Source organism: Staphylococcus sp. NWU MK-U1 (assembly GCF_033283505.1).
Taxonomy (GTDB): Bacteria; Bacillota; Bacilli; order Staphylococcales; family Staphylococcaceae; genus Staphylococcus; species Staphylococcus haemolyticus.
In genome coordinates, this window is record NZ_JAVSMG010000007.1 from 91779 (window position 1) to 106632 (window position 14854).

The following is a 14854-nucleotide window of genomic DNA, read 5'->3' on the forward strand; positions in this document are numbered from 1 at the left end:
AATGAACTGAGGAGAGACTTTAATATGTCTTTTCTCGGTTCTTTTTTGCTTTCAAAAATTTAGTTATAGTAATTTAATGACTTAACTTCAGATATTGGTCTCATAGTCATATATTCTCATACACCCCGGGACCGATTTTTCGCTTTAAGTATGGCTTATTATAAGAACTACTGTTAAACTCTCAAATATAGAGTGAGTTTAAGTAAAGGAGCTACCGCATGAAAAGAAGCCAAAGAATGAACAACTCGCCTGAGAGACATTCACAATACCGTAATGAACCACATTACAATACGTATTATCAACCTGTAGGTAAACCACCTAAAAAGAAAAAGAGTAAACGCATATTTTTACGTCTGTTTATTATATTTATCATCATATTTGCATTGTTTATCGGATTAATGTATTACTTATCTTCTAGAGCAAATGTTGATGACCTTAAAACTATTGAAAATAAAAGCAGTTATGTATCTGCAGATAATATGCCTGATTATGTAAAAGGTGCATTTATTTCAATGGAAGATGAACGTTTTTATAAACACCACGGTTTTGATGTAAAACGTACAACACGAGCATTGTTTTCAACGATAGGGGATAGAGATGTTCAAGGTGGAAGTACAATTACGCAACAAACTGTGAAAAATTATTATTATGATAATGAACGTTCTTTCACTAGAAAATTAAAAGAATTGTTTGTAGCACATAAAGTAGAACAACAATATAGTAAAAATGAAATATTGAGTTTTTATTTAAATAACATTTATTACGGTAGCGATCAATATACAATCGAAAGTGCCGCCAATTACTATTTTGGTACTACAGTAAATAAAAATAGTGATAGTATGTCTCAAATTACAGTATTACAAAGTGCGATATTAGCTAGTAAGGTCAATGCACCTAGTGTTTATGATATAAGTAATATGTCTGATAACTTTAAAAATAGAATTAAAACAAACCTTGAAAAAATGAAACAACAAGAATATATATCTGATAGCCAATATCAAGAGGCATTAAGTCAACTAAATAACTATTGATTTGTTTTGCATGCGTATATACAAATTTCGTAATTATAATTTAGTCTTCATAAAGTAGTCATAATATAAATGAACTTTATGAGGACTTTTTATATAGGTAAAACATTTTGTGTAATGCGATAAGTGATATAAAATAATGATTGTTAGAATATTTTAAACTGAATGAGTTAATAGAGGACATATTTATAAGTGAAGGTGGTGGGTGTATGACTAAAATTACGAAAATAGAAGTACAAAAGAATAACAAAGAACGATTTAATCTATTCTTGGATGAAGTATTTGAAATGGGAATAGATATCGATACACTTGTAAAGTTCAATTTAAAAAAAGGTCAAATTCTTGAGCCATCAGATATGGAGAATATTCAAAAGTATGAGCATTATCGTTTAGGTATTAATATGGCAATTCAATACTTATCATATAAAAAAAGAACTGAAAAAGAAGTGCGACAACATTTGCAACAAAATGAAATAAGTGACATAGCAATCCAACAAGTTATAGATTATTGTTACAAAGAATCGTATATTAACCATGAAGATTATGCTGAAAGCTTAAAGAATACGATGATAAACACTACTGACAAAGGTCCTGAAATTTATAGACAGAAATTATATCAAGTTGGAATTGAACCTAATATTATAAATACATATGTTCCGATTTACGAAGAAGAGCAATCATTTGAAGCGGTAATCGAAGTTGCCAAAAAAATTATGAAAACTAAAAAAGGCCCTGAAATTAAAATACGTCAGAAGGTACTTCAAAGTCTGATACAAAAAGGATATTCTATGGATGTTGCACAACAAGCAATAGCTGAATTAAATTTTGAACAAGATGAAAATATATTAGATGATTTATTGCAAAAAGATCTTGAAAAAGTATATACAAAACAAAGACGTAAGTATGACGGACAACAATTAGTAATGAAGACGATAGAGTCACTTATGAGAAAAGGATATAAATATGATAAAATTAAATCAAAATTAGAAGAAAGTGGTATTTCAGATGAATGATAAAAAGCTAAGTGAAATGTCTGAGCAAGAATTAAGACATGAAATACAAACATATAAAGAAAAAATGCGTAAAGCTGAAATGAATGGCATCATGAATGAGTACGATGTATATCAAAGTAAAGTCATCATTGCTGAAAGTTACTTAGTCGATCGTACTAAGGTAGTGCTTGGTAGAATGTATAAACTTAATGATGGAAGCGACCAATACTTCAAAGTCGAACGATTAAAAGGTGTATTTGCATGGGGATATAGAATTAATAGTAAGACCCCTGAAGAAGGATTGCCACTCGCTTTATTAAAAATTTAGAAGGATGTAACATGAATGGGAAGTTCAATAGTCTTAAAAATGCTCAATGTCACGCATTATTATAGAAGTAAGAAAAATAGAAAGTGGTATTTACCATTTGGTTATGCCGCAGAAGACATAGAATTAAACAATATTTCACTACATATATATCAAGGTGAGGCTTTAGCTATTATTGGCGAGCTGGGGGCTTCTAAAACTTTATTAGGTAGGATAATGGCTGGTGATATTAAACCTGATAGAGGTAAAATTAATAAATCGGTCTCTACTTATTATGGTGATATAAAAGACAAACATTTAATACATATAACAGTGCGACAATATGTAAAAGAAATTCAAAGATTATTTTCTTACGAAACAACATCACACAGTGTTGATCAAATTATCAAATTTGCACATTTAGATGATAAGTCTACGTTTAATATAAATATGCTTAGTCACTCTGATTTTGCACAATTAATATTAAGCATTGCACGTGTATGTCGAAAAGAATTGATTATTTTGAACCATATCATTGAACATCTTGATGAAGACTTTTTAGAAAAAGCAAAACAATTATCGAAAGACTATGTTAACGATAATAATTCGTTAGTATTCATCGATAATGATATTGAAAAAGTTGAAAAAGTAAGTAATTATGTAGCATGGATTTCACATGGGCAATTAAGGATGGAAGGTTCACTAAATCAAGTTTTACCTGTGTTTAAAGAACATGAGCAAGATCGAATGAGTATAGGAAATGATGAAGAACAGCAAAATTTTGATTTAGATTGGAAAGAAAGTCGTAGTCGACTCCCTGAAATGAGTTATAACTTTAAAAGAGTAGAAAGATATAGACATGCGAAAGTTCCTGATTTTGTCGTGAGGTTTTGGACAATTTTGATTGCAAGCTTGATTTGTTTGGCCATCGTTGGAGCATTAGTCATTAACAACATTGGGCGCTTTGATGTTCCTATAATTGAAGCTCAAAAGAAAGTTGAAAATAAAGACCCATTTGAGGAAAAATTGGCATATGGAATCGTATTAGACGACTCGATAACGTTAAATGGTGATTCTAATACAAAAGTTCCTAAATACGCATTTTTAACAATAACAGGTGAAAATTCAAAAAAATATCGTGTTAATATCGATAATCAAGATTATGTTGTAGAAAAACATAAATTACAATATTTTAACCCAGCAGCTTTATATGAGTCGCATTCATTTAAAAAATTATCTCCATATATGAAATCAAATTATAGTAATTTTGTAGATTATTATAATAGCCATTTACATAAAAAACATGATCGAGTTAAAAAAACACTTGTTCCCGATAAGGATTCTAGATATGTTGTAGGAGTAACGCAACAACCAGTAGAAATGTTATTTAATGATCAAGATAAATTAACAGGATTTGTTTTTCCAATAATTAATAAAGATGAACTTAAAGATAAATATCATATTAATCAAGATTTATGGATAGTTAAGTCAGGTGATGGATATTTAATCGCAGATATGAAAAATAGTAAGTGGATATACATTGAATTGTAGGTGTAAAAATGATAGATAACATTTTATTATATATAAAACTTTTCCCTTCACTAATAAAGTTTACTAAGCAACGTATAATAGATACTTGGAAATGGTTTGCATTTCTCTTCATTGTTGAACTTGTCTTAGTATTAATAGCACTAATTACGCTGTCGTTTATCGAGATTGAAGATATTAGTAAAGCTAGATGGTTATATAGAATTGTTGCTTTGATTACATTTGTGACAATGTTTGCGACAATTTTTAAATCTTTTAAAGAGTATAGTCAAGATTATTTAATAACTAAGTCGTTCCAATCAACACCATTGATAACTACAGTTGCGAACGCACTTATCGGAAGTTCTATTTGTTGTATATTATCAATTATTTCTTTATTGTTTAAACCAGTGAATTTCGATGCATCTTTCATTGCATTTATTGTATTTTATATAATGATGATTCTATTTATAATATTCATATCTGTTACTTTAGGATTGTTAGATACTATATATAAAAATATGACTATGATATTCTGGTTAGCTGTAGTTATAAACTTTTTTATAGTACCTATTATTTTTATTCCTTCTGCAAATGAGAATTTAATGATTCAATTGTTAAAGTTAAATCCTCTGTTTTATTTAATTGATGGATTAGCGACTTCTACGATTTATGGCGTAGTGAATATGTATAATATTTCATATCATATCTATTTCATTTTAATAATAGTAACGATTGGAGCAATTAATTTTATGCTTATGAGATATGTAGCACATTCAAAATATAAATATTCCTCTAATATAATTGCGACAAAAAATAAATAAAAGAGTGAATCAGAATCATAGTGTAGTTTATGGTTCTGGTTCACTCTTTTTAAAAATTATTTAGAATATAATTTTTTTTGTAATTTTTCTTCAGTGAAAACCCATCCTATATATGAGTGATCTATATTGTTATCATTATCGACATGTGCTATTGCAGCAAAACTATAATGCCCTTTATTTAAATAGCGTAAATCTATTAGACGAACTTCTGTAGTGTCGTCATCCAGCTTACGAGTTTGCCATCGATAAATTGATGAGAAGTTCAAAAATGTTCTAATGTCTTTATTACTTTTAATCTGCCAGAGTAAAGTGTCTGGAGAAAATTTCTGTCGTTTAACTTTATCACTAAAGACAACATTTCGACCAAATGCTCTTCCAACATAATCATGTTCTTCAGTTTGAATAGCAACGCGCCATTCCATGAATTTCATCGTAGGTGCCACAAATATTTTAACAGGATTATGCTGTGCTTTAATCTGGCTTAATGCTTGCTTTTTAATGATACTCTGCATTTTGAAACGAATAATATAATAAATGATGAGTATACCAATAATTGGAAAGAATACTATGAATGGATGTACACCGAATAACCAAACGACAATCCCTACACAAAGTATAATAAATATGATTGGATCGAATGTATTAATAACACTTAATTGAATCCACTTGTTTGTGAGTGGACGCAAAGCTTGAGTACCATAAGAATTAAATATATCAACAAACACATGTAAAAACACTGCTAACTGTGCCCATAACCATATATGCGTTGTATCTACTCCTGGGAATAAAACATAAATAATAAATGTGATCAGTATAGGCCACAAAATTGTAAATGGTATAGAATGAGTGATACCACGATGGTGTGAAATATATGTGGCGTTATTTTTCAATTTTAAAACGGTGTCACCATCTGGAATTAACGATCCGGCAATTAAGGTTGTAGCAGTAGCTGCCATAGTATTTGCCATAGCTGGATCTTGACTAGCTAGAGCAGTTAATCCAACACCTATTGCTATATGCGTGGCTGTATCCATAACATTCACTCTTTTCATGTTAATTTAATATATATTATAATCTAAAAATTGAAATAACGAAATTAAGAAACTTATTAAAATACTATTAGTTTGCTATAAACCGATTAGATGAAATAAATAATGAGATTGGAAAGGATTTAAGTATGTTAAATGAATCTACATTTAAAAAAAGATTAATACAGTGGTTTAATGAAAATCAAAGAGAAATGCCTTGGCGTGAGACTTCTAATCCATATTATATTTGGTTAAGTGAGGTTATGCTTCAACAAACACAAGTTAAAACCGTTATTGACTACTATCATAAGTTTATTAGCCGTTTTCCGACTATAGAAGACTTGAGTCAGGCAAATGAAGATGAAGTGCTTAAATATTGGGAAGGTTTAGGTTATTATAGCCGTGCACGTAACTTTCATACTGCTGTAAAAGAAGTGGCATCTGAATACAATGGCGTCGTTCCTTCAACACCAGATCAATTTGGAAAACTTAAAGGCGTTGGTCCATATACACAAGCAGCTGTATTAAGTATAGCGTTTAATAAACCTTTAGCAACCGTTGATGGTAATGTCTTTCGAGTATGGTCTAGATTAAATAATGATCAACGAGATATTAAATTGCAATCAACACGAAAGGCATATGAAAAAGAATTACAGCCCTATGTTTATCATCAATCTGGTACTTTCAATCAAGCAATGATGGAATTAGGAGCATTAGTTTGCACACCTAAGAATCCGTTGTGCTTATTCTGTCCTGTTCAAGACAACTGCAGTGCTTTCAAAGAAGGGACTGTGCTAGATTTACCAGTAAAAACTAAAAACATAAAGAAGAAAACGATTCAGCAACATGTGTTTTTAGTTAGAAATGCAAAAGGGGAGTATTTAATTGAGCAACGACAAGAGCGATTGTTAAATGGTATGTGGCAATTTCCTATGTTTGAAGCACCAAATGCATTGGAACAATTAGAGAATAAATTAGGAATGTCACTATCGATAGCTGAGGAAATAGTGTTTAAGCTAAAACATCAATTCACTCATATGACTTGGGATATTAGAGTATATAGTGTAATTGAGACAGTATCTCTTTCTAAAAAAATGATGGAAGACTATAAACTTGAGTGGATGAATTTAAATCGCCGTGATGAATATACATTACCTGTATCAATGGATAAAATATATAAATATATAAATGGTTAAAAACATAAATTTATAGGTGATTTTTGAAGGCTATATTAAAAATAGTAACGCATCTTTAAAGACTTAATTAAAATTATGATATAATCTAAAGTGCGAAAATTACTAAAAGGGTGGTGTGGAGTATGGTAAAAGAATCCATACCTAAAGAAGGCGAAAATATAAAAATTCAAAGTTACAAACACGATGGTAATATTCATAGAGTATGGTCTGAAACGACGATTTTAAAAGGAACAGATCATGTTATTATCGGTGGAAATGATCATACTTTAGTTACTGAAAGTGATGGTCGCACGTGGATTACTCGAGAACCGGCAATCGTTTATTTTCACTCAGAATTCTGGTTTAACGTTATTTGTATGTTTAGAGAAGATGGCATTTATTACTATTGTAATCTTTCATCACCATTCGTTTGTGATGAAGAAGCTTTGAAATATATCGATTATGATTTAGACATTAAAGTTTATCCTAATGGTAAATATCATTTGCTAGATGAAGATGAGTATGAACAACATATGAATCAGATGAATTATCCACACGATATCGATGTTATTTTACGCCGTAATGTAGATATTTTACAGCAGTGGATAGAACAAAAGAAAGGTCCGTTCGCCCCTGATTTTATAAAAGTTTGGAAAGAGCGTTACAAAAAAATTCGAAATTACTAAGCATAAAAGATGTAATTGCTACATATATGTTTTATAGTACTTGAGTAATAATAAGCAGAGGTTGAATTTACTTAAAGTTGCAAAAGGAGATTGTTTGCAATTGAAAGTTTCAACCTCTATTAATTTTCTAAAAAATTGAATTGAAAATTATAGGGGGGACTAGTATGATACGACGCTATTTAGAATTTGTTAAACCTTACAAATATCGTATAATAGCGACGATAATTATCGGGATTATAAAATTCGGCATTCCTATGTTAATTCCTTTACTTATCAAATATGCAATTGATGGCGTTATTAATAATAGTGCACTTTCTACGAATGAAAAATTTCAACATCTAAGTGTAGCTATCGGCATAGCTTTATTTATATTCTTAATTGTGAGACCACCAATCGAATACTTACGTCAATATCTTGCACAATGGACGAGTAACAAGATTTTATATGATATTCGAAAACAATTATATAATCATTTGCAAGCTTTAAGTGCTAGATTTTATGCGAACAATCAGGTAGGGCAAGTTATTTCAAGAGTGATAAATGATGTAGAACAAACTAAAGATTTTATTTTAACCGGTTTAATGAACATATGGTTAGATTGTATAACAATTGTCATTGCACTATCTATCATGTTTTTCCTAGATGTTAAGTTAACTTTCGCAGCTATATTCATCTTTCCATTCTATATTTTGACAGTGTATTTCTTCTTCGGTCGTTTAAGAAAATTAACTCGTAAACGTTCGCAAGCTTTAGCTGAAGTACAGGGCTTTTTACATGAACGTGTACAAGGTATGTCTGTAATTAAAAGTTTTGCGATAGAAGATAATGAAGCTAAAAACTTTGATCATAAAAACCAACATTTCTTAAATCGAGCATTTCAACATACGTCATGGAATGCCTACTCATTTGCAGCAATTAATACTGTGACAGATTTAGGACCAATAATCGTAATTGGCTTCGGTGCCTATTTAGCCATTAATGGTTCAATCACTGTTGGTACACTTGCTGCATTTGTAGGATACTTGGAACAATTATTCGGACCACTGAGAAGATTGGTTTCTTCCTTTACAACACTAACTCAAAGTTTTGCATCTATGGATAGGGTATTCCAATTGATGGATGAAGATTACGATATAAAAAATGGTATTGGCGCTCAACCTATTGAAATTAAACAAGGGCATATTGAGTTGAAGAATGTAAGTTTTAAATACAATGAAGATGAATCAACTATACTAAAAGATATAAATCTTAATATTAATAAAGGGGATACTGTAGCTTTTGTTGGTATGAGTGGTGGTGGTAAGTCAACCTTAATTAACTTGATACCTCGCTTCTATGATGTGTCTGAAGGTGAAATATTAATTGATGATCATAATGTTAGAGACTTTCTTACTGGTAGTTTAAGAAATCAAATTGGTCTAGTCCAACAAGATAATATTCTTTTCTCAGATACAGTGAGAGAAAATATCTTACTAGGTCGCCCAGATGCTACTGAGGAAGAAGTTATTGAAGCGGCTAAAATGGCAAACGCGCATGAATTTATAATGAATCTTCATGATGGCTATGATACCGAAGTAGGGGAGCGAGGCGTTAAATTATCTGGTGGTCAAAAACAACGTCTTTCAATTGCAAGAATCTTTTTAAATAATCCACCAATTTTAATTTTAGATGAAGCCACATCAGCATTAGATTTAGAAAGTGAAGCAATTATACAGGAAGCATTAGATGTATTAAGTAAAGACAGAACTACACTCATTGTTGCACATAGACTATCAACAATTACACATGCAGATAAAATAATTGTAATGCAAAATGGTGAAATAGTAGAAACAGGAACGCATAAAGAGTTGATTGAAAAACAAGGTGCTTATGAGCATTTATATAGCATACAAAATTTATAGTAAAAAAATGAGCCTGTGGCATAATTCAATGCCTCAGGCTCCAAATATATATTGGCAGTAGTTGACTGGCTAAAAATGCACTTGTAACAATCCTTTTTAATTCTAGTCAACCTTGCCGGAGTGGTCGGGGGTCAGCAAAGAGAATTTCATAAAGAAAATTTTACAAGCTTCGTAACCCCATTTTTTGTTATAAATCAAAATCCTCATCAGCAATATCTATATCAGTGTCATTGCGGTGATAAGTGAAGAAGCTTAATCTTAATCGATCTAGATGTTCTAAATAATAACGATATTCTTCTATTGTAGCAATAATTTGCATGATATTTGAATATGAATATTCTACTTGATAAGGGTTTTGAATTAACTGCTGTTGAAAAGCATCCATTAGGTCTTTCTTTTGAGGATTCATGATTTGATTATCAAAATGTTCCACATTGTAACGAGCTTTTTTCGACAAGCTTTTTAAAATTTGTTCGTGGTAGGCTGTTAATGAATCTAATTCTAATTTAATCTGGAAAATTAAATTGTAATTTAGATTGTGAAGATCATTCTGATATCTAGCCATACGATTTAGTACTTCATAAGCTTGTCTTGTAGTGCCTACAACTTCTTTAAATAAAATTTTCTTTCTATTTTGTTGGAAGGCAGCCTTTCTAGTTAATGCTTTTTCTTCATTATAGTAATTAAAAATCTGTTCAAGTTTTGATATACGTGATTCAATTTGTTCTCCATCTTCTTTTATCTGATGATAATCGGATGCGTCATTTAATACGAGTTTAAACCAAATGAAAATATCAGAAGCAATATTCACTGAGTTGTGATATATCTTAGTTTCAAATTTGGGTGGTAAAAATATTAAGTTAACTACAGAAGCGCTGACAACACCAATCATCACTAGTATAAACCTAAATGCTGCAGTGACATAGAATGACCCAGTATGTTGTCCCATTATAATAAGCGCTGTTACGCCAGCTAATGTAGCAACGTGAGCTAAATTTAATTTATATAAGATAGCAATTAATAGAATGACAGTAACACCCATAATAACGATATTTTTCCCAAATATTGTTACCATTATGACTGCTAATAAAGCACCAATGACATTACCTGTAGCTTGTTCTGAAATAGTTTTAATAGAACGGTAGATATTAGGTTGCATAGCAACAATCGCACTAATTCCTGCTACAGATTTTAAACCGACATTATCAGGTAAGAAAGACGCTATAAACAAAGCAAGAATAATTGCAATACCAGTCTTAAGTATACGAGCTCCTAGCCTCAACTATAACGCTCCTTTAAATATATTTTTATAATAATATTTTAAACTAGTATACACTTGAAGACTGAATAGATACAAGTTTTTGTTTTGATTAAAAAAACCTACAATAAGGGCAACGTTATAATTTACGTTCCTTTATTGTAGGTTATAAATTTGCTATTTCATTTGGCTAAACGCATAATCAGCAGCTTTGAGTGTTTCATCAATGTCTTCTTCAGTATGCTCTGTAGTTAAGAACCATGCTTCAAATTTTGATGGAGCTAAATTAATACCTTGGTTCAACATTAATTTAAAGAACTTAGCAAATGCCTCTCCATCTGAATTCTCAACTTGCTCATAATGTGTGATTTTTTCATCTGTGAAGTAAAGTGTTAAAGAGCCATATACTCTATTAATAGTTGCTGTAATATTATATTTATCAATTAGCTCTAATAGACCATCTTCAAGTCGTTTTCCTAATTGATCTAATCTTTCATAGACACCTTTTTGTTCTAGTACTTCTAGTAATGCGATACCTGCTCTCATAGAAAGTGGATTACCTGCCATCGTTCCAGCTTGGTAAGCCGGACCTAATGGGGCAACGTGTTCCATGATATCTTGTCGGCCACCATAGCCACCAATTGGAAGGCCGCCCCCAATTATTTTTCCGAATGCAGTTAAGTCTGGATATACATTTAATAGATCTTGGGCTGCACCATAATGGAAGCGGAATGCAGTAATAACTTCATCATAAATCACCAACGCACCATAATCGTGAGTAATTTCATTAACTTTTTCTAAGAAACCTGGTTGTGGTTCAACCATACCAAAATTACCAACAATTGGCTCAACTAGCACAGCAGCTACTTCGTCTCCCCAATGCTCCATAGCTTCTTTATATGATTCAATATCATTAAACGGTACTGTAATTACTTCTTTAGCGACACTTTCTGGAACACCTGCAGAGTCAGGAGATCCTAATTGTGATGGACCACTACCAGCAGCTACTAATACTAAATCAGAATGACCGTGATAGGAACCTGCAAATTTAATAATTTTATTTCTCTTTGTATAAGCTCTCGCAACACGAATCGTTGTCATAACTGCTTCAGTTCCAGAGTTTACGAATCGTATTTTTTCTAGTGACGGAATAGCTTCTCGTAATTTTTTACTAAATTCAATTTCTAATTCTGTTGGCGTGCCATAGAGTACACCTTTAGCTGCTTGATCTTGAATAGCTTTAGTTATATGAGGATGAGCATGACCTGTGATAATAGGACCATATGCTTGTAAATAATCAATAAATTTATTGCCATCAACATCATACAAGTATGCGCCGTGTCCTTCGCGCATTACAACAGGAGCACCTCCACCAACCGCTTTATAAGAGCGTGATGGTGAATTAACGCCACCCAAAATATATTCATTTGACAATTGTTGTAGACGTTCACTCTCAGTGAATTTCATCTTATTTCAACCTCTCTTATTTTAATATTATTCCTTACTATCGTATCATATAATTAATATAATTAAGAAATAGGTGATATAATGCTCAAAAAAGGTCAAAAATTTCCAAATTTTAAATTAGAAAATCAGAATGGTGAATGGATTACCAATGAGACAATAAAAGGAAGTAAAACAATTATTTATTTTTATCCACGTGATAACACTCCAACTTGTACAACAGAAGCATGTGACTTTAGAGACAACTTAGAACAATTTAATGGCTTGAATGTTCAAATATATGGAGTCAGTGGTGATACTAAGAAAAAACATCAAAATTTTATTGCAAAACATAATCTTAATTTTGATTTATTAGTTGATGAGGATTTTCAATTATCTAAAGCAATAGGTGTCTATCAATTGAAAAAATCATTTGGTAAAGAATCTATGGGTATTGTTCGCACAACATTTATTATTGATGAGGATGGCGTTATCATCGATGTCATTGAAAAGGTTAAAGTAAAAACACAAATTGAAGAACTAAATCAAATTTTGGGGTGAAATCAATGAAAATAGTTAGTTTAAAGCGATTAGGAGAAATAGAAGCTTCACTTATAAACAACTACCCGGATTTAGAATTTTACTTTTTCAAGAATGCAGTAGATATACCGACAGAACTTAAAGATGAATTAGAGATATTGATTGGCTATGATAGTGGCGTTGATAAGAACTTTATTAATGCCTGTCCAAACTTAAAATGGATCTCCTGGTATGCTACAGGTGTTAATAATCTACCATTAGAAGTTATTAAAGAAAGAAATATTATTTTAACTAATACTAGGGGAATACAGGCTAAACAAGTTTCAGAATTTGTTTTATCCTTCATACTTGATGACTATAAGAAAATGCGTACATCATATGTTAATCAAGTAAATAAAGTTTATGATTCTAAACTAACTGGTAAACGATTGAGCGATGAAAAAGTATTAATACTAGGAACAGGATCGTTAGCTCAACAAACCGTCAAATTACTCAAACCGTTTGAATTGGAAATAATCGGTATAAGTAAATCCGGTCATCATAAAGATGGTTTCGATAATATTTATACAATAGAAGATTTAGAATCACATTTAAATAAAGCTGATATTATTATTAATACATTACCTGAAACTCAAGAAACATATCATTTATTGTCAGAGAGACATTTCAAAATTATGAATGATAAATGTTTATTTATTAATGTAGGTAGAGGAACAATTGTTGAGGAGAAAATACTCATAAAAGTATTAAGTCATAACTTAATTCGCCATGCATATTTAGATGTATTTGAAAATGAACCATTAGATGCAAACAATGAATTATATAAATTAGATAATGTGACGATTACAGCACATATAACAGGAAATGACAAAAATATAAAAAGTGATGCTACAAAACTATTTGAGAGGAATTTGGATGATTTTCTCAATAAAAATGATGTAATTGAGAATAGAGTCGATTTATATAAAGGTTATTAATGGAAATCGTTCGTACTTATTGACATCACACTTTCGAAACGGTTATATTAATATCAAGTAATAATTATTATTAAGTAGAAAGTGGTGAATCAAATGAGTGCAGAATTAGAGTCTATTGATCATGAGTTAGAAGAGTCAATTGCAGCCCTAAGAAGAGCTGGTGTAAGAATCACACCACAACGTCAAGCCATCATTCGTTATCTCATTGCATCTCATTCACATCCAACTGCGGATGAAATTTATCAAGCACTTTCACCTGATTTTCCAAATATTAGTGTTGCGACTATATATAATAATTTAAGAGTGTTTAAAAGTATTGGCATAGTTAAAGAGTTAACATATGGAGATGCATCAAGTCGATTTGATTTTAATACTCATAATCATTATCACGTTATCTGTGAGAAATGTGGCAAGATTGTAGACTTTCATTATCCTCAACTTGATGAAGTTGAACAACTTGCACAGCACATCACAGAGTTCGACGTAACACATCACCGTATGGAAATATATGGTATTTGTAAAGAATGCAAAGATAAAGAAGAATAGTAGAATAGAAGTAAAAGAAGCAATGGTACTAAACCATTGCTTCTTTTATTAAAACTAGCTATAAGCGATAAATAAACACACCTTAAATGATTTATTAAGCGCGAAAATCATATACACTAGTATTTATAATAAATCCATCGACAAAATAATGATAAAAATTATGTAAATTATACTCTTAATTCAAAACAATACATTAGAGGTGAAAATTTAGCCATTATTATGATGCGAAAATGATTGACGTTCCTTTGCAAACTTGCTATTATATAAAAGTCGTCAAAAACGAATGTAAACTTTCTTGTTTCAGAAATTAATTTCATTAAATTAATGTTAAGAAAGTGTAATTTTGACTATTGAAAAACTTTGCAAGACAATATAAGATATTATTTGTTGAAATAATCAATTAAGTTTTGAACAGAAGAATTTTTGAATAAAATAAAATTTAAAAAAGTTCTTGACATAATATAAAGATTATTGATATAATTAATAAATGTAATTGCTTTAAATGAACATTGAAAACTGAATGACAATATGTCAACGTTAATTCCAAAAAAACAGTAACTTAAATGTTACAAACACTATTTAGTATTATGAGCTAATCAAACATCATAAATTTTTATGGAGAGTT

General features: G+C 30.7%; 14 protein-coding genes. 11 read left to right on the plus strand and 3 right to left on the minus strand.

Going from position 1 to position 14854, the window contains the following annotated elements:
* Window positions 1–218: 218 nt before the first annotated feature.
* From sgtB to SBL16_RS10035, 5 genes are all read left to right on the plus strand, one after another.
* On the plus strand, window positions 219–1031 hold the full coding sequence (gene sgtB / locus SBL16_RS10015; RefSeq protein ID WP_107612157.1) for a monofunctional peptidoglycan glycosyltransferase SgtB: 813 nt from the start codon (window positions 219–221) through the stop codon (window positions 1029–1031).
* 206 nt (window positions 1032–1237) lie between these two features.
* Complete coding sequence (recX, locus tag SBL16_RS10020) at window positions 1238–2041, plus strand: recombination regulator RecX (protein WP_037537945.1); 804 nt, start codon at window positions 1238–1240, stop codon at window positions 2039–2041.
* Window positions 2034–2348 carry a YfhH family protein gene (locus SBL16_RS10025; RefSeq protein ID WP_053017412.1) on the plus strand — a complete coding sequence of 105 codons (315 nt, stop codon included), beginning with the start codon at window positions 2034–2036 and terminating at the stop codon, window positions 2346–2348. Before recX ends, SBL16_RS10025 begins: the two co-directional genes overlap by 8 nt.
* A 15-nt stretch (window positions 2349–2363) precedes the next feature.
* Entirely contained in the window at window positions 2364–3875 is a 1512-nt protein-coding gene (locus tag SBL16_RS10030) for an ATP-binding cassette domain-containing protein (protein WP_107612156.1), read from the plus strand.
* Window positions 3876–3883: 8 nt separating this feature from the next.
* The gene (locus SBL16_RS10035; RefSeq protein ID WP_107612155.1) at window positions 3884–4675 is read left to right on the plus strand and encodes a teichoic acid transporter; all 792 of its coding nucleotides are present in this window, start codon (window positions 3884–3886) and stop codon (window positions 4673–4675) included.
* Between the two features lie 56 nt (window positions 4676–4731).
* Here the strand turns inward: SBL16_RS10035 and SBL16_RS10040 are convergent, their stop codons facing one another.
* Window positions 4732–5709, minus strand: a complete 978-nt coding sequence (locus SBL16_RS10040) for a metal-dependent hydrolase (protein ID WP_016931354.1) — start codon at window positions 5707–5709, stop codon at window positions 4732–4734.
* 143 nt (window positions 5710–5852) lie between these two features.
* Here SBL16_RS10040 and mutY point away from each other — a divergent pair, with 143 nt between their 5' ends.
* From mutY to SBL16_RS10055, 3 genes are all read left to right on the plus strand, one after another.
* Window positions 5853–6899, plus strand: a complete 1047-nt coding sequence (gene mutY / locus SBL16_RS10045) for an A/G-specific adenine glycosylase (RefSeq protein WP_107612154.1) — start codon at window positions 5853–5855, stop codon at window positions 6897–6899.
* A 122-nt stretch (window positions 6900–7021) separates the two neighbouring features.
* Window positions 7022–7564 (plus strand): DUF402 domain-containing protein, encoded by a 543-nt coding sequence (locus SBL16_RS10050; protein WP_011275396.1) that lies wholly within the window; start codon window positions 7022–7024, stop codon window positions 7562–7564.
* Window positions 7565–7728: 164 nt separating this feature from the next.
* Window positions 7729–9465 carry an ABC transporter ATP-binding protein gene (locus tag SBL16_RS10055; RefSeq protein ID WP_107612153.1) on the plus strand — a complete coding sequence of 579 codons (1737 nt, stop codon included), beginning with the start codon at window positions 7729–7731 and terminating at the stop codon, window positions 9463–9465.
* A 187-nt stretch (window positions 9466–9652) separates the two neighbouring features.
* On the opposite strand, the gene SBL16_RS10060 is transcribed toward SBL16_RS10055, so the two are convergent.
* The gene (locus SBL16_RS10060) at window positions 9653–10747 is read right to left on the minus strand and encodes an FUSC family protein (protein WP_011275398.1); all 1095 of its coding nucleotides are present in this window, start codon (window positions 10745–10747) and stop codon (window positions 9653–9655) included.
* 153 nt (window positions 10748–10900) lie between these two features.
* Window positions 10901–12190 (minus strand): glutamate-1-semialdehyde 2,1-aminomutase, encoded by a 1290-nt coding sequence (locus tag SBL16_RS10065; RefSeq protein ID WP_107612151.1) that lies wholly within the window; start codon window positions 12188–12190, stop codon window positions 10901–10903.
* Window positions 12191–12271: 81 nt separating this feature from the next.
* Between SBL16_RS10065 and bcp the strand changes: the two genes are divergently transcribed.
* From bcp to perR, 3 genes are all read left to right on the plus strand, one after another.
* Window positions 12272–12727: a thioredoxin-dependent thiol peroxidase gene (gene bcp, locus SBL16_RS10070; RefSeq protein ID WP_037537928.1), complete on the plus strand. Its 456-nt coding sequence runs from the start codon at window positions 12272–12274 to the stop codon at window positions 12725–12727.
* 5 nt (window positions 12728–12732) lie between these two features.
* On the plus strand, window positions 12733–13683 hold the full coding sequence (locus SBL16_RS10075; RefSeq protein WP_107612150.1) for an NAD(P)-dependent oxidoreductase: 951 nt from the start codon (window positions 12733–12735) through the stop codon (window positions 13681–13683).
* 93 nt (window positions 13684–13776) lie between these two features.
* Window positions 13777–14229: a peroxide-responsive transcriptional repressor PerR gene (perR, locus tag SBL16_RS10080; RefSeq protein WP_011275403.1), complete on the plus strand. Its 453-nt coding sequence runs from the start codon at window positions 13777–13779 to the stop codon at window positions 14227–14229.
* Window positions 14230–14854: the final 625 nt, after the last annotated feature.